Below are 18,750 nucleotides of genomic sequence, written 5' to 3'. Positions count from 1 at the left end.
TCTGTTGTGCGCAGCCCACGCTACTTGCGCAGCAGGCGCAGACCGTTGAATACCACCAGCAGGCTCACGCCCATGTCGGCGAATACGGCCATCCACAGGGTGGCCATGCCGGTAAAGGTGATCGCCAGAAACAGCGCCTTGATGCCCAGCGCCAGAACGATGTTCTGCGTCAGAATCGCCGCACTTTGGCGCGACAGCCTGACGAACGCCGGGATTTTGCGCAAGTCGTCATCCATCAGCGCCACATCGGCGGTCTCGATCGCGGTGTCGGTACCAGCAGCGGCCATGGCAAAGCCGATTTCGGCACGGGCCAGGGCTGGCGCATCGTTGATGCCATCCCCCACCATCCCGACCCGGTGGCCTTGGGCATACAACTGCTCGATGGTGGCCAGCTTGTCGGCGGGCAGCAGGTTGCCTTCGGCCCGGTCGATGCCTACCTGGGCGGCGATGGCCTCGGCAGTGTGGGGATTGTCGCCGGTGAGCATGACAGTCTTGATGCCCAGCGCATGCAACTCGGCGATAGCCTCGCGACTGCTGTCCTTGACCGTGTCGGCCACGGCGAACAGCGCCAGCGGGCCGGACCGGTCGAGCAGCAGCACCACGGTCTTGCCCTGGCGCTCCAGCACATCGAGCTGTGCTTCGAGCTCAGGTGAGCAAAGGCCCAGTTCTTCGACCAGGCGGTGGTTGCCCAAGTGATAGGTTTCGCCGTCGATGTCACCGCGCACGCCGCGGCCTGCCAGGGCGGCAAACTCGCTTACCTCGCTCAATGGCAGATTCTGCGCCTTGGCGAACTGAGCAATGGCGCCCGAAACCGGGTGGTCGGAGCGCGCAGCCAGGCTGGCAGCCAGCGCCTGAGCGCGGCCTTCGAACAGCGGCTCCAGCACCTTGGCATCGGTTTGCACCGGTTTGCCGTGGGTGATGGTGCCGGTCTTGTCCAGGGCCAGGTAATCCAGCTTGCGCCCGCCCTCCAGATAGACCCCGCCCTTGATCAGGATGCCCTTGCGCGCCGCAGCGGCCAGGCCGCTGACGATGGTCACCGGGGTCGAAATCACCAGTGCACATGGGCATGCCACCACCAGCAGCACCAAGGCGCGGTAGACCCAGTCGAACCAGGCGCCAGCCATGAAAAGCGGCGGGATGACCGCCACAGCCAGAGCCAGGGCGAACACCACAGGGGTGTAGATGCGCGAAAAGGTGTCGACGAAGCGTTGGGTCGGTGCACGCGCGCCCTGGGCCTCCTCGACGGCCTTGATGATGCGCGCCAGGGTGGATTGCCCGGCAGCAGCGGTCACGCGGTATTCCAGTGCGCCAGCCTGGTTGATGGTGCCGGCGAACAGCTTGTCGCCAACAGCTTTCTCGACCGGCAGGCTTTCGCCGGTGATCGGCGCCTGATCGACGCTGGATTGCCCGCTGAGCACCTCCCCATCCAGGCCGATGCGCTCACCTGGACGCACCCGCACCTGTGCGCCGATGGCTACTTCACGCACATCCACTTCGCGCCACTGGCCGTCGGCCTGCTGCACGGTGGCGGTGTCCGGGGTGAGTTGCATCAGGCCGCTGATGGCATTACGCGCACGGTCCAGGGAGCGGGCTTCGATCAGCTCGGCGATGGTGAACAGCACCATGACCATGGCCGCTTCCGGCCATTGGCCAATCAGCACCGCGCCGGTCACGGCGATGCTCATCAGCGCGTTGATGTTGAGGTTGCGGTTTTTCAGGGCGATCCAGCCCTTCTTGTAGGTGCCCAGGCCGCAACCGAGGATCGCCGCCAGGGCCAGCGCGGCGACCACCCACTCTGGCGCCAGGGCGGTAAAGTGCACGATTTCGGCAGCGATCGCGGCAACACCCGACAGCGCCAACGGCCACCAGCGGGGCTTGTGCGGCTGGGGTGCGGCGTCTGCGGCGTCGCCTTCGGCCGTCAGCGGCTCGGCCTTCATGCCCAGGCTGTCGATGGCACGCTCGATCGCTTCGGTGCCGGACAGGGTATGGCGCACGCCAAGCACGCGGTTGATCAGGTTGAACTCCAGTTGCTCGATGCCCGCCAGCGTGCCGAGCTTGTCCTGGATCAGCGTCTGCTCGGTAGGGCAGTCCATGGCGTCTATGCGAAATCGGCTGAATTGCGCCTGCGCGCTGGCCTTCTCGGTCACCTGCACCAAGGCCGGCGCCGCGCTGGCGCCACAGCAGCTATGGGCGTGCGCGGCATGGCTGTGGTTGTCATCGCCGTGGGCGTGATCGTGGGAATGCTTGTGGTCGGGGCTGACAGGCTGGTTCATGGGGTCATCCTTAATGTTCGCCTGTTGCCAAGTGAACACCCTGTAGCCACTATAGGGTCAAGCCACCTGCTGGAGAATTTGCCATGAGGATCGGAGAACTGGCCAAGGCCACCGACTGCGCCGTGGAAACCATTCGCTACTACGAGCGTGAGCAACTGCTGCCGGAACCGGCGCGTACCGATGGCAACTATCGGCTCTACACCCAGGCCCACGTCGAGCGGCTGACCTTCATCCGCAACTGCCGCACGCTGGACATGACCCTGGATGAAATCCGCAGCCTGTTAAACCTGCGCGACAGCCCGGAAGGCTCGTGCGGAAGCGTGAATGCATTGATCGACGAGCATATCGAGCATGTGCAGGCGCGAATCGATGGCTTGGTGGCGCTGCAATCGCAGCTGGTGGAGTTGCGCCAGCGCTGCAACGCGCAAGGAGATGAGTGCGCGATCTTGCAGCAACTGGAGGTGAATGGGGCGGTATCGGTGCCGGACACCGAACATTCACATGTGGGGCGTAGTCACGGGCACTGATCCAGCGGCCTCATCGCCGGCAAGCCGGCTCCACAGGAAATCCACCCATTTGCAGACCTGTGCAGTACCTATGGGAGCCGGCTTGCCGGCGATAGGGCCAACGAAATCAAACAGCCATTGGCGCCGTCATCGGCGCATGGTGCTCGTATCCTTCCAGGCTGAAGTCGCTCGGTTCGATCTTCTCCAGCCACTCCGGCTCGTACTTGCCGGTCTTGGCGAACTCTGGCACGCGATCGCTGATCACCAGCTTCGGCGCTGCCAACGGCTCGCGCTTGAGCTGCTCATTGAGCATGTCCAGATGGTTCTCGTACACATGGGCATCGCCGATGAAGTAAGTGAACCAGCGGGGGGTGTAGCCGGTGAGGCGGCCGAACAGCGACAGCAACGCCGCGCCTTCGGTGAGGTTGAACGGCGTGCCCAGGCCCAGGTCGTTCGAGCGGATGTAGAGGGTCAGGGAAATTTCCCTGGTCTCGACATTCGGGTGGAACTGGTACAGCAGGTGGCATGGCGGCAAGGCCATTTCGTCCAATTGTGCGCAGTTCCAGCCATGGAACAGGATGCGCCGGCTGCCCGGGTCGTTGGCGATGGTGTCCAGGCACTGACGCACCTGGTCGATGGCCTTGTACAGGATGACGAACGCCTGGCCGTCCTCCTCGTCCTTGGCAATCTGGCGGAAGCCTGCCTTTTCAGCCATCTCGATGGCCGCCGGGTTGCTCAGCGGGATGCGCTTGTAGCCCGGCCACTGGCGCCACTGCACGCCGTAGATCTCGCCCAGGTCGTCATGCCCCTGGCGGAACGGGTTGGCCAGCCACTGTGCGTTTTCGTTGGCGTTCTGGTCCCAGACCTTGCAGCCCAGCTCGCGGAATTCACCGGCGTTCTTCACGCCACGCAGAAAGCCGACCATCTCGCCGATCGCCGACTTGAACGCCAGCTTGCGCGTGGTGATGGCTGGGAAGCCTTTCTGCAGGTCGAAACGCAGCATGGCGCCCGGCAGGCTGATGGTGCGAATGCCGGTGCGGTTGCCTTGCAGCGTGCCGTTTTCGATGACGTCGCGGACCAGGTCCAGATACTGTTTCATGGCTTACCTGTAGCAAGAACGGCAGGGGGATCGCCCCTGCCGTCGGGATTCAGATGGCGGGTTTCGCCGTAGGCTTGCGATTATAAGCCCACCAGATCAATCCGAGGCCACCGAGTATCATCGGTACGCACAGCAACTGACCCATGGTCAGCCAGCCGAAGGCGATGTACCCAAGCTGGGCATCCGGCACCCGAACGAACTCGACGATGAACCGGAAGATACCGTAGAACAGCGCGAACATGCCGGAAACAGCCATGGTCGGCCGCGGCTTGCGCGAGAACAGCCAGAGGATCGCGAACAGCGCCACGCCTTCCAGGGCGAACTGGTAAAGCTGCGACGGATGACGCGGCAGCTGGGCTGGGTCGCTGAACGGCGGGAAGATCATTGCCCACGGCACATCGGTCGGCTTGCCCCACAGCTCGGCATTGATGAAGTTGCCGATACGCCCGGCCCCCAGGCCGATCGGCACCAGCGGCGCGACGAAGTCCATCAGCTCGAAGAACGACTTGTTGTTGCGCTTGCCGAACCACAAGGCCGCCAGCATCACGCCGATGAAGCCTCCGTGGAACGACATGCCGCCTTTCCACACTTCGAAGATCAGCGTCGGGTTGGCCAGGTAGGCATGCAGGTCGTAGAACAGCACGTAGCCCAGGCGCCCACCGACGATCACCCCCATCGACAACCAGAACACCAGGTCGGAGAGTTTCTCGCGCGACCAGGTCGGGTCGAAGCGGTTGAGCCGGCGCGAGGCAAGCAGCCAGGCACCGCCAATACCGATCAGGTACATCAGGCCGTACCAGTGGATTTTCAGCGGCCCGATGGCGACGGCCACGGGGTCTATCTGCGGGTAAGGCAGCATGGATATTCCTCTTGGTTCAAATCAGGAAGCTCAGCCCGACGCAGAACAGCAGCGCGGCGAACAGACGCTTGAGCAGACGCGGCGACAACCTGTGCGCCAGGCGCGCGCCGAAGCGGGCGAAAAACATGCTGGTCACGGCAATGCCGACCAACGCTGGAAGGTAGACATACCCCACACTGTGGGCGGGCAGGTGGGTTTCACCCCAGCCCAGCCACATGAAGCTCAGGGCGCTGGCCACGGCAATCGGCAGCCCGCAGGCCGACGACGTCGCCACCGCCTGCTGCATGGGCAGGCTGCGCCAAGTCAGGAAGGGCACGGTCAGCGAGCCGCCGCCGATACCGAAGATCGCCGAGGCCCAGCCGATCACGCCGCCCGCCCCCACCAGCACGGGCTTACCGGGAACGCCCAAGCTGGCCTTGGGCTTGAGGTCCAGGGCCATCTGCACGGCGATGATCAGGGCGAACACACCGATGATCTTCTGCAATTGCGGGCCCTGGATCAGCGAGGCGGTCTTGGCACCGATACCGGCACCGAGCAGGATGCCGAGGGTCATCCAGGCGAAGATCGGCCACTGCACCGCACCCTTGCGGTGGTGCTCGAGCACGGCGTTGATGGAGGTGAAGACGATGGTAGCCAGCGAAGTACCGACTGCAAGGTGGGTCAGAATCGACGCATCGAAGCCCTGCAAGGTGAAGCTGAACACCAGGACCGGCACGATGATGATGCCACCGCCCACGCCGAACAGCCCGGCCAATACACCCGCGCAGGCGCCCAACAGTAGATAGAGTACGAACTCCATTCGTCGTCCCCGAGAAAAACAATCCGGCATGGTAACGGAAGGCGGGCTCGAGGCTCTAGTGAACTCTGCGTCAGGATGGATCACCACCGCCGCAGTGGGTACAGTGGCGAAAAACACAGAGGCCAAACCTATGTGCCTGATCGTATTCGCCTGGCGGCCGGGGCATGCCCTGCCGCTGATCGTCGCGGCCAACCGTGACGAGTTCTATGCCCGGCCTACGCAGGCCCTGGCTGCGTGGGAAGATGCACCTGGCGTGCATGCCGGGCGTGACCTTGAAGCAGGGGGAACCTGGCTTGGCGTGGGGCCACAGGGGCGCTTTGCGGCGTTGACCAATATCCGCGAACCCGGCCAACCGCTCGGGCCGCGCAGCCGCGGCGAGCTGGTGGCGGGGTATCTGCAGGGTGAAATGGGGCTGGAGGCTTATCTGGACCAGGTCGCGAGCCGCAGCGGTCACTACTCCGGTTTCAACTTGCTGGTGGGTGACAGAAAGCAGCTGGGCTACCTGCATGCACGCGAGGCAGCACCGCGGCTGCTCAAGGCCGGGGTCTACGGGCTTTCAAACGCTGGGCTTGATACGCCGTGGCCGAAGCTGATCAAGGCCCGCAATGGGCTCGCGGGGTTGCTGGATGCGGCTGATCCACAGCGGTTGCTGGCGTTGCTTGCCGACCCCGAACCGGCAGCGGACAGCGAATTGCCGGAGACGGGGGTGGGGGTGGCGACCGAGAAGCTGCTGTCGAGCGTGTTCATTGCCAGCCAGAACTACGGGACGCGGGCGAGTACGGTGCTGATCGTGGATGATCAGGGCAGAAGACGGCTCATTGAGCGCAGCTTCGGGCCGTTTGGGGGGCATTTGGGGGAAGTCGAGTTGATGGTCTGACAGCACTGGCCCTATCGCCGGCAAGCCGGCTCCCACAGGTACCTTGCCGACGAGAGGGCCAGTGAGACCTCAGAGGGACTTGTTGGCCCCGGGCCCGATCATCCGTGCCAACCCAAGGTTCTTCAGCGCCAGCTGCAGCGAACTGTGGATAACCTGCGGGTTGTCATGGCTCATGGCCTCATCGAGCAATTCCTTGGCCTTGCTCAAGTTCATCTGACGCAGCATCCACTTCACTTTCGGCAAGTTGGTGGCGTTCATCGACAGGCTGTCGAAGCCCATTGCCATCAGCAGGATCGCTGCCGCCGGGTCACCGGCCATTTCGCCACAGATGCTCACCGGCTTGCCTTCGCCATGGGCGTCGCGCACTACGGTATTCAAGGCCTGCAGCACCGCCGGGTGGAGGTAGTCGTAAAGGTCCGCGACTCGCGGGTTGTTGCGGTCGACCGCCAACAGGTACTGGGTCAGGTCGTTGGATCCGACCGACAGGAAATCTACTTGGCGCGCCAGCTCCTTGGTCTGGTACACCGCCGCCGGAATCTCCACCATCACGCCCACCGGCGGCATCGGCACATCGGTGCCCTCGTCTCGCACCTCGCCCCAGGCGCGATGGATCAGGTGCAGCGCCTCTTCCAGCTCGTGAATGCCCGAGATCATCGGCAGCAGGATGCGCAGGTTGTTCAAGCCCTCGCTGGCCTTGAGCATGGCGCGGGTCTGGACCAGGAAGATTTCCGGGTGATCGAGGGTCACGCGGATGCCGCGCCAACCCAGGAACGGGTTTTCTTCCTTGATCGGGAAATACGACAGCGACTTGTCACCGCCGATGTCGAGGGTACGCATGGTCACCGGCAACGGGTGGAAGGCCGCCAGTTGCTCGCGGTAGATCGCCAGCTGCTCCTTCTCGCTGGGGAAGCGCTGGTTGATCATGAACGGCACTTCGGTGCGGTACAGGCCAACCCCTTCAGCGCCACGCTGCTGGGCACGAGCCACGTCGGCGAGCAGGCCGGTATTGACCCACAGTGGCATGCGATGGCCATCAGGGGTGATGCACGGCAGTTCGCGCAGGGCGTCGAGGCCCTGCGCCAGCTGGCGTTCTTCCTCTACTACTTCGCTGTACTGCTTGCGCAGCACGTCGCTGGGGTTGGTGAACACCTCGCCCTTGTAGCCGTCGACGATCATTTCGATGCCGTCGACCTTGGAATACGGCAGGTCGACCAGGCCCATCACCGTGGGGATGCCCATGGCCCGGGCCAGGATGGCGACGTGGGAGTTACCCGAACCCAGTACCGAAACCAGGCCCACCAGCTTGCCTTCCGGCACCTCGCCGAGCATGGCCGGGGTCAGCTCTTCGCTGACCAGGATGGTGTTGTCGGCATACACCAGCGATTGCGAGCGGGCTTCCTGCAGGTAGGCCAGCAGGCGGCGGCCCAGGTCCTTGACGTCCGAGGCACGTTCGCGCAGGTAGTCGTCGTCCATCAGCTCGAAGCGGTTGACGTGCTCGCCGACCACCTGGCGCAGGGCGCCCTGCGCCCACTGGCCGGTCTTGATGACTTCCGTCACCTCGCCGCCGAGCGCAGCATCTTCGAGCATCATCAGGTACACGTCGAACAGCGCGCGCTCCTCCGGGCGCAGCTGGGTGGCCAGCTTGGCCGACAGCTTGCGCATGTCTTCGCGCACACCTTCGAGGGCGTTGTGGAACAGCTTGAGTTCGGCGTCGATGTCTTCGACGGTCTTGTCCGGCACCACTTCCAAATCGGCCGGCGGCAGCATGACCACTGCCCGCCCGACTGCGGCGCCTGGCGAGCCAGGCACGCCGACGAAGCGTGCTTCCTGGATACCCTTGCCCTGGCGGCCCAGGCCACGGATCGAACCGGTAGCCTCGGCATGGGCGATAACCCCGGCCAGCTGCGCGCTCATGGTGACCAGGAAGGCTTCTTCGCCTTCGTCGAACTGGCGGCGTTCTTTCTGCTGGATGACCAGTACGCCCACCACCCGACGGTGGTGAATGATGGGGGCGCCGAGGAAGGAGGCAAATTTCTCTTCACCGGTTTCGGCGAAATAGCGGTAACGCGGGTGATCGGCGGCGTTTTCCAGGTTCAGCGGCTCTTCACGGGTACCGACCAAGCCGACCAGGCCCTCGTTAGGCGCCATGCTGACCTTGCCGATGGAGCGCTTGTTCAGGCCTTCGGTGGCCATCAGCACGAAACGGTTGGTTTCCGGGTCGAGCAGGTAGACCGAGCAGACCTGGCTGCCCATGGCCTCCTTGACGCGCAAGACAATGATCCCCAACGCCGTCTTGAGATCTTTGGCGGAGTTCACTTCCTGGACGATCTTGCGCAGCGTATTGAGCATGGCTCGGGGTCGAACTCCGTCGTCAGTCGCGCGTCAGCAGACGCGGTGCTAGCTCTTTCAGGGCGCGGCGGTATACCTCGCGCTTGAATGTCACCACCTGGCCCAGCGGATACCAATAGCTGACCCAACGCCAGCCGTCGAATTCCGGTTTGCCGGTCAGGTCCATCCGCACCCGTTGCTCGTTGCTCACCAGGCGCAGCAGGAACCACTTCTGCTTCTGGCCGATGCACAGCGGTTGGCTATGGGTACGGACCAGTCGCTGGGGTAAACGATAACGCAACCAGCCGCGGGTGCAGGCAAGAATTTCCACATCATCGCGTTCAAGGCCAACTTCTTCGTTCAGCTCGCGGTACAGGGCATCTTCCGGCGTCTCGTCAGGGTTGATTCCACCCTGCGGGAATTGCCAGGCATCCTGGTTGATCCGCCGAGCCCATAGCACCTGCCCGGCATCATTCGTGAGAATGATCCCGACATTGGGGCGAAAACCATCCGGGTCGATCACGGCAGCAACCTCGCAAACGCATGTCACCGCATTGTTCCACAAAGCCTGCGAGCGCAGCAACGCGCCCGCCAAGCTTATGTGCAGCGAGGTGAAAACTCCGTATTCTGCGGGCCTACCCTGTAGCTGAAGCGAGTACCCGCGATGCGCCTGGCTTTATTCGACCTGGACAATACCCTCCTCGGTGGCGACAGCGACCATGCCTGGGGTGACTACCTGTGCGAGCGGGGCATTCTTGACCCGGTCGTTTACAAGCAACGCAACGATGCCTTCTACCAGGACTACCTGAAGGGCACCCTGGACCTGCAGGCCTACCTGGCTTTTTCCATGGAAATTTTCGCCACTACCGAGCCTGCACAACTCGACCAGTGGCACCGTGAGTTCATGCACGACTGCATCGAGCCGATCATCCTGCCAAGGGCCTTGGCCCTGCTGCAGCAGCACCGCGAGGCCGGTGACCAGTTGGTGATCATCACCGCCACCAATCGCTTCGTGACCGCTCCGATCGCGCGCCGCCTGGGTGTACGCGTGCTCCTGGCCACCGAATGCGAGATGCGCGATGGCCGCTACACCGGGCGTAGTACCGATATACCGTGCTTTCGTGAAGGCAAGGTGACGCGGCTTGAGCGATGGATGCTGGAGAACGGCTTCGATCTAGAGGACAGCTATTTCTACAGCGACTCGATGAATGACTTGCCGCTGCTGGAGCGGGTGAGCCATGCGGTGGCGGTGGATCCGGACCCTAATCTGCAGGCGGAAGCTGAGCGGCGCGGGTGGCCAGTGATTTCGCTGAGGGATTGATTGTTCGGGGCCGCTTTGCGACCCAATCGCCGGCAAGCCGGCTCCCACAAGGTTCAGTGGAGTCCTTGTGGGAGCCGGCTTGCCGGCGATTGGGCTGCAGATCAGCCTCAATAGGCCTAGACCGGCTTTGCGCCCATCAGCCCGGCGATGGACAGGAAGCACACCCCACTGAACACCGCCAAGGCCAGGGTAAACCGCAATCCCACCACCTCGGCCTTGCGCAGCCGGTTCAGGCGCACCAGCAACCACCAGACCGCAAATGCCCCAAGCGTATAGATGACGCTGGAGGCCAGCACCCAGGTCTGCCCCAGCGGCCAGCCGACCAGATGCACCAGCCACCAACCGGTGAACGGCATGCTCACCAGGCATACGCCCATCAGCAACCAGATGAAGACCAGCGGCCGGCGCAGCAACTTGCCATAGGCCTCGGCGTCACCCTGTCGACGGGCGCGCACCGTCCAGATCGCCAGGCCCAGCGCGCCCAGGAGCAGCAGCGCGGTGGCGATGATGTGCAAGGTCTTGAGGGTGGTCAGGTGTTCCATGGCTTCACATCCTTGAGCGGTAAGGCAAGCTTAGCCGCTCAGCCCAGAAACAACCGGTAGGCCGGGTTATCGGTCTCGTCCCAGTACGGGTAGCCGATCTTGGCAAGCGCCGCCGGCACCAGGTGGCGCTCGTCTTCTGGCACCTGCAACCCAGCCACCACGCGCCCGTCAGCGGCTCCGTGGTTGCGGTAGTGGAACATCGAGATGTTCCAGCGACCGCCCAGCTTATTGAGGAAGTTGAACAACGCACCAGGCCGCTCGGGGAACTCGAAGCGCAGCACGATTTCATCGCTGGCACCGGCCGAATGGCCACCGACCATATGACGAATGTGCAGTTTGGCCAGCTCGTTATCGGTCAGGTCCGTCACCGGGAAGCCCTGCTCGGTCAACTGCTGAACCAGCGCGGCCCGCGGGTCGTTTTCAGGGTGGGTCTGCACCCCAACGAAGATATGGGCCTCGTCGGAGGTGTGTTTGCGGTAGTTGAATTCGGTGATCTGGCGCTTGCCGATGGCCTCGCAGAAGGCCTTGAAGCTGCCCGGGCGCTCGGGAATGGTCACGGCGATGATCGCTTCGCGCTTCTCACCCAGCTCGGCACGCTCGGCCACGTGGCGCAGGCGGTCGAAGTTGACGTTGGCGCCCGAGTCGATGGCCACCAGGGTCTGCCCGGTCACACCCTTGAGCTCGACATACTTCTTGATGCCGGCAACACCCAGCGCACCAGCAGGTTCGGTGATCGAGCGGGTATCGTCGTAGATATCCTTGATTGCGGCGCAGATTTCGTCAGTGCTGACGGTGACCACTTCATCCACATGCAGGCGGCAGATGTCGAAGGTGTGCTGGCCGATCTGCGCCACCGCCACGCCATCGGCGAACAGCCCGACCTGCGGCAGCACCACACGCTCGCCTGCAGCCATGGCCGCCTGCAGGCAGTTGGAATCATCTGGCTCGACGCCAATCACCTTGATTTCAGGGCGCAGGTACTTCACGTACGCAGCGATACCGGCGATCAGGCCACCACCGCCGACCGGTACGAAGATCGCGTCAAGCTGGCCAGGGTGTTGACGGAGAATCTCCATGGCCACGGTGCCTTGGCCGGCGATGGTGTGCGGATCGTCATAAGGGTGGATATAGACGTAGCCCTTCTCGTCGACCAGCTTCAGCGAATAGGCCAGCGCTTCCGGGAACGAGTCACCGTGCAGCACCACTTTGCCGCCGCGCGAACGCACGCCTTCGACCTTGATTTCCGGGGTGGTCTTGGGCATCACGATGGTGGCCTTGATACCCAGCTCCCGGGCCGCCAGGGCTACACCCTGGGCATGGTTGCCCGCCGAGGCGGTGACCACGCCACGGGCCAGCTCTTCAGGGGTCAACTGTGCCAGCTTGTTGTACGCCCCGCGGATCTTGAAGGAAAACACCGGCTGCAGGTCTTCGCGCTTGAGCAGAATCTGGTTGCCCAGACGTTTGCTCAGCTGTGGGGCGCTCTGCAACGGGGTTTCGACGGCGACGTCGTAGACGCGCGAGGTGAGGATCTTCTTGACGTACTGTTCGAGCATCGGGAAAGCATCACTGGCCGCGGGACAAGGGCTGCGAGTCTACCCCAGCGCTACGTCGGGCGACCACAGCAAAGCCGCCCAAGCCGTTATACTAGGCAACTTTGAAACCGCCCTGCCCCTTTCGGAGCCCGCATGACCCAGGACCAACTCAAACAGGCCGTCGCCCAGGCCGCTGTCGACTTCATTCTGCCCAAGCTGGATGAAAAGAGCGTCGTCGGCGTCGGTACCGGTTCGACCGCCAACTTCTTCATTGACGCCCTGGCCCAGCACAAGACCGCCTTCGACGGCGCGGTCGCCAGCTCCGAGGCCACCGCACAGCGTCTGAAGGGCCATGGCATCCCGGTCTACGAGCTGAACAGCGTCAGCGAGCTGGAGTTCTACGTCGACGGCGCCGACGAAAGCGACGCACACCTGAACTTGATCAAGGGCGGCGGCGCGGCGCTGACTCGAGAGAAGATCGTCGCGGCCGTGGCCAAGACCTTCATCTGCATCGCCGATGCGAGCAAACTGGTACCGGTACTGGGCGCCTTCCCGCTGCCGGTCGAGGTCATCCCGATGGCCCGCAGCCACGTGGCGCGCCAGCTGGTGAAGCTGGGCGGTGACCCGGTGTACCGCGAGGGCGTGGTAACCGACAACGGCAACGTGATCCTCGATGTGCACAACCTGCAGATCACCAACCCGGTGGAGTTGGAAGCGCAAATCAATGCCATCGTCGGCGTGGTCACCAATGGCCTGTTCGCGGCGCGTCCGGCCGACTTGCTGCTGCTGGGCACCTCGGAAGGCGTGAAGAGCCTCAAGGCCGAGTGATGCCATCGCCGGCAAGCCGGCTCCCACAAAATCTGCATTGCCCTTGTGGGAGCCGGCTTGCCGGCGATGAGGCCATAAAGAACACTCAATCAGCCGGCTGCTTGAACACATAGAACAGGTTCGGCTCACTGACCAGGTAGATGGTCCCCGCCTCGTCCATGGCAATTCCCTCCGCCTGCGGCACCGTCGCCTTCAGCCCCTGGAACCCCTTGCGCAACGACAAGGTACTCAGCGGCCTGCCCTCCACATCCAGCTCCAGCACCAGCCGCGACTCATCCGATAGCGCCAGCAAGTGCCCACTGCGCTCATCGAACTGCAGGCTGGAAAGATCTCGCACGAACATCCGCGAATCACGCTTGTGGTCCTGCACCACATGTACCGCATAGGGCTGCTCGGGGTTCTCGTGAGGGAAGCCCAGCACTTCGTAGATCAGCATCGGGTCGCGCTCCTTGGCTACGAACAAGCGCTTGCCTGCAGAGTCATAGGCCAGGCCCTCGAAGCCCTTGTTGCCGTTCAGCCCGATGCCAAGTGACAGTTGCTCGGCATCGCCGGCATCGAGGTACGGCGTGTCGTCCTCGACGCGCACGCGAATCAGCCGCTGCTGGCGCTCATCGGTAATCACGTAACTGTTGTGACCGACATATTCCACAGCCTCCGGGTCGCCAAAGCCGATCAAGGGGATACGGCGCAGGATGCGGCCATCGAGCGACAGCTCGATCAGCTCCGAACGGGCGTTGGTGACCGTGAACAGGGTCTTGCGGTCCGGGTCGTAGGTCAGCGCCGAAAGGTCGTCATTCAGACCGTCCACGGGCTGCGCCTCGACCACTACGCGATAACGGTCCAGGCCGATACTTTGCTCGGCCGGCAGCCACCAGGTCTTGAGGTTGAACCAGGCTCGCTCGAACAGGCGAAATTCCTGCCCGGCCACGCCTATCAACAGGAGCACGGCTAGGGCGAGGACCATTGGCAGGCGGGCAAAACGACGCATAACGGCAGACTCGGCTCAGGGGGTGGCGAATCTAACCATGGATGCATGAAGTAAAGCTTAATCCCAGCGTCAGAATGATCTGAAGCTACTGCCCGTTCTTTTTGAAGCGATAGAAGAGCGCGGGCTCGCTGACCATGTACAGGTTGCCCTGGTCATCCAAGGTCACCCCTTCGGCGCGCGGAATCGTGCCCTTGAGGCCATTGAAGCCGCCCAGCAGAGTCATGAAGCTGACTTGCTGACCTTGCTCGTCGAGTTCCAGCAGCATGTTGGAGTCGGCAGACAAGACCAAAAGATGGCCAGTGCGCGGGTCGACGGCCAGTGCCGAGAGGTTGCGCACGTCGAGCTCTTCGTTGGCCAGTGCCTGCTTGTCACCCTTGAGCGGGCTGCGCCCGTCGGTAGCCCAGGTGTACAACTTTGGCGGTCGCTCCTCGCCGATCACCAGGCGCTGGCGCATCGGATCCCAGGCCAGGGCCTCGAAACCTTTGTTGCTCTTTACCGACTGGCCCAGGTCGTGGCTTTGGAAGTCAGCATGGTTCAGCGTTCGCGTCTGCGCATCTACCTTGACCACGGTGAGGTCGTGCAGTCGTTCATCGGTGATGGCCAGCTGGCCATCTTCGAGCACCGCGATACCCTCCGGGTTGTTCCAGCCCACCAGAGGAATCTGTCGCAGCACATCGCCGTCGAGGCTGAGCTCCACGAGGAAGGGGTTCTTGCCCATTACCACGAACAGCGTACGGGTCTGTGGGTTGAACGCTACGTCCGAAGCTTCGTCATCGTCCATGCCCGGCAAGGGCTTGGCATCGATGTCGACCTGGTATTCCGGTAGCCACACGCTTTCGCTGCGCTCGGCGCTGCTCTCGAAACCTTCCTTGACCCACAGCAGGCCGCGATCATCCCAGTGCATGGCCACCGCTACGCCGTAACCGATCACTGCCACCACGGCCAGGGCGAAGGGCCAGCGCAGATAAAAGCGGCGTTTTGGCCTTGGGGAAGCAGGGGCGCTGGAGGGAGATGCCATGCGAGGTGGTCCTGGGGAAATGAGCGAAGGTTGGCGCATTATCCGGATGGATTGTGAAAAAAACGGTAAACCGCTTGCTTTGCGTGATCCCCCCTGTGGGAGCCGCCTTGCCGGCGATAGGGCCCTGGCAGGCAGCCCAACTGTGCCTGGCCCGGCCTCATCGCCGGCAAGCCGGCTCCCACAGGGGTTTCGCACCAGTCTTCACGATTATGGGCAAGCCCTCTGCCACACGGGAAGGGGAGAAGGCTGGCCCCGAATCAGAGCACCCGGCTCTCGAAGCGGCTCACACCCGGCAGTTCCAGCACCAGTTCATCGCCGACATTGAACGGCCCGACGCCAGCCGGCGTGCCAGTGAGGATCACATCCCCCGCCTGCAGCGAGAAATGCCGCGCCATGTACTGGATCATCGGCACGATTGGGTTGAGCATCATGGCGCTGTTGCCATCCTGGCGCACTTCACCGTTGACGGTCAGGCGTACCGGGATATCGGTGACATCCTCAAAGGCAGCAGCCGACACGAACGGTGGCAGCACACAGGCGCCATCGAAGCTCTTGGCCAGCTCCCACGGCAGGCCCTTTTCCTTGAGCTTGGCCTGCACGTCGCGCAGGGTCAGGTCCAGTGCCGGGGCATAGCCTGAAATGGCGTCGAGCACCTCTTCCTCGGAGGCATGAGGAGACAGCGACTTGCCCAGTAGTACGGCAATTTCCGCCTCGTAATGCACCGAGCCACGGTCGGTCGGGATCTTGAAGCCACCTTCCAGCGGCACCACGCAGCTACCCGGCTTGATGAACAGCAGCGGCTCGCTGGGGATGGGGTTATCCAGTTCCTTGGCATGCTCGGCATAGTTGCGGCCGATACACACCACCTTGCCCAGCGGGAAGTGGATGCGCGTGCCGTCTACGTACTGGTGCTGGTAACTCATGGCCGACTCCTAGGCTTGCTGCTTTTTATTCAGGAGCGAAGATCTTACCCGGATTCATGATGCCGTTAGGGTCGAAGACGGCCTTTATTGCCTTCATGCAGGCAATTTCATCCGGCGAGCGGCTGTATCCCAAGTAGTCACGCTTGGTCATGCCCACACCGTGCTCGGCAGAGATCGACCCGTTGTAGCGCTGGACGATCTCGAATACCCACTTGTTGACCTTGGTGCACGAGGCGAAGAAGTCATCCTTGCTCATGTGCTCGGGCTTGAGGATGTTCAGGTGCAGATTGCCGTCGCCGATATGCCCGTACCAGACCACTTCGTAATGTGGGTAGTGCTCGCTGACGATGGCGTCGATGTCGCGCAGGAACGCCGGCACCTTGGATACGGTGACGGAAATGTCGTTCTTGTACGGCGTCCAGTGAGAGATGGTTTCCGACAGGTATTCGCGCAGCTTCCACAGGTTCTTGAGCTGGGTTTCGCTCTGGCTCATCACCCCGTCCAGCACCCAGCCCTGTTCCACGCAGTGCTCGAAGGTGGCCAACGCTTCATTGGCCACCGAATCGGTACTGGCCTCGAACTCCAGCAAGGCATAGAACGGGCAGTCGGTGGCGAACGGCGCCGGCACATCGCCCCGCGCCATGATCTTGGCCAGGCCTTTATCGGAGAAGAACTCGAACGCGGTGAGGTCGAGTTTGCCCTGGAAGGCATGCAGCACCGGCATGATCGAGTCGAAATCCGGCGTGCCCAGCACCATCGCGGTGAGGTTGCGCGGGGCACGGTCCAGGCGCATGGTCGCCTCGACCACGAAGCCCAGGGTGCCTTCGGCGCCGATGAACAATTGGCGCAGGTCATAACCGGTGGCGTTCTTGATCAGGTCCTTGTTCAGTTCGAGCAGCTCGCCCTTGCCGGTGACCACTTTCAGCCCGGCCACCCAGTTGCGGGTCATGCCGTAGCGAATCACCTTGATGCCGCCCGCATTGGTGCCGATGTTGCCGCCGATCTGGCTGGAGCCACTGGAGGCGAAGTCCACCGGGTAATACAAGCCTTGCTCCTCGGCAAAGCTCTGCAACTGGCGGGTTATGACGCCAGGCTGGCAGACCACGGTGCGGTCGAAGGCATTGAAAGCGAGAATCTGGTTCATGTAATCGAAGGAAACGACAACCTCGCCATTGGCCGCCACGGCCCCGGCGGACAGCCCGGTGCGACCACCCGACGGCACCAGCGCGACATGATGGCGATTGGCCCAGCCGACGATCGCCTGCACCTGTTCCACAGTCTTGGGAAACACGATGGCCGTGGGCGCTGGCGGGTAATGCTTGGTCCAGTCTTTGCCGTAGGCTTCCAGCGAAGCCGCGTCAGTCAGGACCTTGCCAGGGTCGACAAGGGTCATCAGTTCATCAATTACCGCGGGGTGGGTCATCGCTGGAACTCTCGACTTATTCATAGTCACCCTGAGCACTCTTCACCTGTCGGGATAAGCTCAGATTGTGTCGCGTATGCTAGCATAGCCCTCCCGCTGTTCATGCTAAGGCCGCCGCTGCGCCTAGCATCACTCCTCGCCATTTTTTCTCCGGGATACAGGTTTACGCAGATGAGCAAGACTTCTCTCGACAAGAGCAAGATCAGGTTCCTTCTTCTTGAAGGTGTGCACCAGAACGCGGTCGATACCCTCAAGGCTGCCGGCTACACCAACATCGAATACCTCACTGGTTCGTTGCCGGAAGCCGAGCTGAAGGAAAAGATCGCTGATGCCCACTTCATCGGCATCCGTTCGCGCACCCAGCTGACTGAAGAAATCTTCGACTGCGCCAAGAAACTGGTCGCTGTCGGCTGCTTCTGCATCGGCACCAACCAAGTCGACCTGGAAGCTGCCCGCGCCCGCGGTATCGCCGTGTTCAACGCGCCGTACTCCAATACCCGTTCGGTAGCCGAACTGGTGCTGGCCGAAGCCATCCTGCTGCTGCGCGGCATTCCTGAGAAAAACGCTTCCTGCCACCGTGGCGGCTGGATCAAGAGCGCGGCGAACTCCTTCGAAATCCGTGGCAAGAAGCTGGGTATCGTGGGTTACGGCTCGATCGGTACCCAGCTGTCGGTACTGGCCGAGAGCCTTGGCATGCAGGTCTACTTCTACGACCCGCTGACCAAGCTGCCGCTGGGCAACGCCGTTCAGGTCACCAGCCTGCTCGAACTGCTGGGCCTGGCCGACATCGTGTCGTTGCACGTGCCTGAGCTGCCGTCCACCCAGTGGATGATCGGCGAGAAAGAAATCCGTGCGATGAAGAAGGGCTCGATCCTGATCAACGCCGCCCGCGGTACCGTGGTCGAACTGGACCACCTGGCCGCAGCGATCAAGGACAAGCACCTGATCGGCGCCGCTATCGACGTGTTCCCAGTCGAGCCGCGCTCCAACGACGAAGAGTTCGAAAGCCCACTGCGTGGCCTGGACAACGTGATCCTGACCCCGCACATCGGTGGTTCCACCGCCGAAGCCCAGGCCAACATTGGCCTGGAAGTGGCCGAGAAGCTGGTCAAGTACAGCGACAACGGTACCTCCGTGTCGTCGGTCAACTTCCCGGAAGTGGCCCTGCCGGCCCACCCAGGCAAGCACCGCCTGCTGCACATCCACGAAAACATCCCGGGCGTGCTCAGCGAGATCAACAAAGTCTTCGCCGAGAACGGCATCAACATCTCCGGTCAGTTCCTGCAGACCAACGAGAAAGTCGGTTACGTGGTAATCGACGTCGACGCCGAGTACTCCGACCTTGCGCAAGAGAAGCTGCAACAGGTCAAGGGCACCATCCGCTCGCGCGTACTGTTCTGAGTGTGACCGCTGTATGAAAAAGGGAGGCCCTGG

Annotated in this window: 17 protein-coding genes; 5 read left to right on the top strand and 12 right to left on the bottom strand. The window is 62.7% G+C overall.

Annotated features, from left to right (window positions below):
* Window positions 1-20 precede the first annotated feature (20 nt).
* A complete protein-coding gene (locus KU43P_RS01245; RefSeq protein WP_317660696.1) occupies window positions 21-2,273 on the bottom strand; it encodes a heavy metal translocating P-type ATPase in 2,253 nt (750 codons plus the stop codon).
* 83 nt (window positions 2,274-2,356) lie between these two features.
* Between KU43P_RS01245 and cadR the strand changes: the two genes are divergently transcribed.
* Window positions 2,357-2,800 carry a cadmium resistance transcriptional regulator CadR gene (gene cadR, locus KU43P_RS01240; protein ID WP_317660695.1) on the top strand — a complete coding sequence of 148 codons (444 nt, stop codon included), beginning with the start codon at window positions 2,357-2,359 and terminating at the stop codon, window positions 2,798-2,800.
* Window positions 2,801-2,906: 106 nt separating this feature from the next.
* On the opposite strand, the gene KU43P_RS01235 is transcribed toward cadR, so the two are convergent.
* Genes KU43P_RS01235 through KU43P_RS01225 form a run of 3 tightly spaced genes read right to left on the bottom strand, consistent with a single transcriptional unit; the run spans window position 2,907 to window position 5,536 of the window.
* The gene (locus KU43P_RS01235) at window positions 2,907-3,878 is read right to left on the bottom strand and encodes a thymidylate synthase (RefSeq protein ID WP_317660694.1); all 972 of its coding nucleotides are present in this window, start codon (window positions 3,876-3,878) and stop codon (window positions 2,907-2,909) included.
* 49 nt (window positions 3,879-3,927) lie between these two features.
* Window positions 3,928-4,737, bottom strand: a complete 810-nt coding sequence (gene lgt, locus KU43P_RS01230) for a prolipoprotein diacylglyceryl transferase (RefSeq protein ID WP_317660693.1) — start codon at window positions 4,735-4,737, stop codon at window positions 3,928-3,930.
* A 16-nt stretch (window positions 4,738-4,753) separates the two neighbouring features.
* The gene (locus tag KU43P_RS01225; protein WP_317660692.1) at window positions 4,754-5,536 is read right to left on the bottom strand and encodes a sulfite exporter TauE/SafE family protein; all 783 of its coding nucleotides are present in this window, start codon (window positions 5,534-5,536) and stop codon (window positions 4,754-4,756) included.
* Window positions 5,537-5,666: 130 nt separating this feature from the next.
* Here KU43P_RS01225 and KU43P_RS01220 point away from each other — a divergent pair, with 130 nt between their 5' ends.
* Window positions 5,667-6,413, top strand: a complete 747-nt coding sequence (locus tag KU43P_RS01220; protein ID WP_317660691.1) for an NRDE family protein — start codon at window positions 5,667-5,669, stop codon at window positions 6,411-6,413.
* A 69-nt stretch (window positions 6,414-6,482) separates the two neighbouring features.
* On the opposite strand, the gene ptsP is transcribed toward KU43P_RS01220, so the two are convergent.
* Together ptsP and KU43P_RS01210 are read right to left on the bottom strand one after the other, a co-directional pair.
* Window positions 6,483-8,762: a phosphoenolpyruvate--protein phosphotransferase gene (gene ptsP / locus KU43P_RS01215; RefSeq protein WP_317660690.1), complete on the bottom strand. Its 2,280-nt coding sequence runs from the start codon at window positions 8,760-8,762 to the stop codon at window positions 6,483-6,485.
* A 22-nt stretch (window positions 8,763-8,784) separates the two neighbouring features.
* Window positions 8,785-9,264, bottom strand: coding sequence for an RNA pyrophosphohydrolase (locus KU43P_RS01210; protein WP_003249017.1), 480 nt, complete (start codon window positions 9,262-9,264; stop codon window positions 8,785-8,787).
* 141 nt (window positions 9,265-9,405) lie between these two features.
* Here KU43P_RS01210 and KU43P_RS01205 point away from each other — a divergent pair, with 141 nt between their 5' ends.
* Complete coding sequence (locus KU43P_RS01205) at window positions 9,406-10,062, top strand: HAD family hydrolase (RefSeq protein ID WP_317660689.1); 657 nt, start codon at window positions 9,406-9,408, stop codon at window positions 10,060-10,062.
* 116 nt (window positions 10,063-10,178) lie between these two features.
* On the opposite strand, the gene KU43P_RS01200 is transcribed toward KU43P_RS01205, so the two are convergent.
* Window positions 10,179-10,604 carry a DUF2269 domain-containing protein gene (locus KU43P_RS01200; protein WP_317660688.1) on the bottom strand — a complete coding sequence of 142 codons (426 nt, stop codon included), beginning with the start codon at window positions 10,602-10,604 and terminating at the stop codon, window positions 10,179-10,181.
* A gap of 38 nt (window positions 10,605-10,642) precedes the next feature.
* Window positions 10,643-12,157, bottom strand: a complete 1,515-nt coding sequence (gene ilvA, locus KU43P_RS01195; protein WP_317660687.1) for a threonine ammonia-lyase, biosynthetic — start codon at window positions 12,155-12,157, stop codon at window positions 10,643-10,645.
* 132 nt (window positions 12,158-12,289) lie between these two features.
* Here ilvA and rpiA point away from each other — a divergent pair, with 132 nt between their 5' ends.
* Window positions 12,290-12,964 carry a ribose-5-phosphate isomerase RpiA gene (gene rpiA, locus KU43P_RS01190; RefSeq protein ID WP_013974672.1) on the top strand — a complete coding sequence of 225 codons (675 nt, stop codon included), beginning with the start codon at window positions 12,290-12,292 and terminating at the stop codon, window positions 12,962-12,964.
* 85 nt (window positions 12,965-13,049) lie between these two features.
* Here the strand turns inward: rpiA and KU43P_RS01185 are convergent, their stop codons facing one another.
* From KU43P_RS01185 to KU43P_RS01170, 4 genes are all read right to left on the bottom strand, one after another.
* Window positions 13,050-13,952, bottom strand: a complete 903-nt coding sequence (locus KU43P_RS01185; protein ID WP_317660686.1) for an SdiA-regulated domain-containing protein — start codon at window positions 13,950-13,952, stop codon at window positions 13,050-13,052.
* An 85-nt stretch (window positions 13,953-14,037) separates the two neighbouring features.
* Window positions 14,038-14,970, bottom strand: coding sequence for an SdiA-regulated domain-containing protein (locus KU43P_RS01180; RefSeq protein WP_317660685.1), 933 nt, complete (start codon window positions 14,968-14,970; stop codon window positions 14,038-14,040).
* A gap of 257 nt (window positions 14,971-15,227) precedes the next feature.
* Window positions 15,228-15,893: a fumarylacetoacetate hydrolase family protein gene (locus KU43P_RS01175; protein WP_317660684.1), complete on the bottom strand. Its 666-nt coding sequence runs from the start codon at window positions 15,891-15,893 to the stop codon at window positions 15,228-15,230.
* 25 nt (window positions 15,894-15,918) lie between these two features.
* Window positions 15,919-17,316 carry an FAD-binding oxidoreductase gene (locus KU43P_RS01170; protein ID WP_317660683.1) on the bottom strand — a complete coding sequence of 466 codons (1,398 nt, stop codon included), beginning with the start codon at window positions 17,314-17,316 and terminating at the stop codon, window positions 15,919-15,921.
* A gap of 171 nt (window positions 17,317-17,487) precedes the next feature.
* Between KU43P_RS01170 and serA the strand changes: the two genes are divergently transcribed.
* Complete coding sequence (serA, locus tag KU43P_RS01165; RefSeq protein ID WP_317660682.1) at window positions 17,488-18,717, top strand: phosphoglycerate dehydrogenase; 1,230 nt, start codon at window positions 17,488-17,490, stop codon at window positions 18,715-18,717.
* Window positions 18,718-18,750: the final 33 nt, after the last annotated feature.

The sequence above is a fragment of the Pseudomonas sp. KU43P genome, assembly GCF_033095865.1.
In the GTDB taxonomy this organism is placed as follows: domain Bacteria; phylum Pseudomonadota; class Gammaproteobacteria; order Pseudomonadales; family Pseudomonadaceae; genus Aquipseudomonas.
Note: the sequence above shows the minus strand (reverse complement) of the source record. Positions and strands in the feature narration are given on the sequence as shown.

Coding starts and splice junctions, on each gene's coding strand:
- KU43P_RS01235 (WP_317660694.1), bottom strand. CDS start 3,878: ATGAAACAGTATCTGGACCTGGTCCGCGACGTCATCGAAAACGGCACG.
- cadR (WP_317660695.1), top strand. CDS start 2,357: ATGAGGATCGGAGAACTGGCCAAGGCCACCGACTGCGCCGTGGAAACC.
- KU43P_RS01220 (WP_317660691.1), top strand. CDS start 5,667: ATGTGCCTGATCGTATTCGCCTGGCGGCCGGGGCATGCCCTGCCGCTG.
- lgt (WP_317660693.1), bottom strand. CDS start 4,737: ATGCTGCCTTACCCGCAGATAGACCCCGTGGCCGTCGCCATCGGGCCG.
- KU43P_RS01180 (WP_317660685.1), bottom strand. CDS start 14,970: ATGGCATCTCCCTCCAGCGCCCCTGCTTCCCCAAGGCCAAAACGCCGC.
- KU43P_RS01185 (WP_317660686.1), bottom strand. CDS start 13,952: ATGCGTCGTTTTGCCCGCCTGCCAATGGTCCTCGCCCTAGCCGTGCTC.
- KU43P_RS01175 (WP_317660684.1), bottom strand. CDS start 15,893: ATGAGTTACCAGCACCAGTACGTAGACGGCACGCGCATCCACTTCCCG.
- ilvA (WP_317660687.1), bottom strand. CDS start 12,157: ATGCTCGAACAGTACGTCAAGAAGATCCTCACCTCGCGCGTCTACGAC.
- KU43P_RS01200 (WP_317660688.1), bottom strand. CDS start 10,604: ATGGAACACCTGACCACCCTCAAGACCTTGCACATCATCGCCACCGCG.
- KU43P_RS01205 (WP_317660689.1), top strand. CDS start 9,406: ATGCGCCTGGCTTTATTCGACCTGGACAATACCCTCCTCGGTGGCGAC.
- ptsP (WP_317660690.1), bottom strand. CDS start 8,762: ATGCTCAATACGCTGCGCAAGATCGTCCAGGAAGTGAACTCCGCCAAA.
- serA (WP_317660682.1), top strand. CDS start 17,488: ATGAGCAAGACTTCTCTCGACAAGAGCAAGATCAGGTTCCTTCTTCTT.
- KU43P_RS01245 (WP_317660696.1), bottom strand. CDS start 2,273: ATGAACCAGCCTGTCAGCCCCGACCACAAGCATTCCCACGATCACGCC.
- rpiA (WP_013974672.1), top strand. CDS start 12,290: ATGACCCAGGACCAACTCAAACAGGCCGTCGCCCAGGCCGCTGTCGAC.
- KU43P_RS01170 (WP_317660683.1), bottom strand. CDS start 17,316: ATGACCCACCCCGCGGTAATTGATGAACTGATGACCCTTGTCGACCCT.
- KU43P_RS01225 (WP_317660692.1), bottom strand. CDS start 5,536: ATGGAGTTCGTACTCTATCTACTGTTGGGCGCCTGCGCGGGTGTATTG.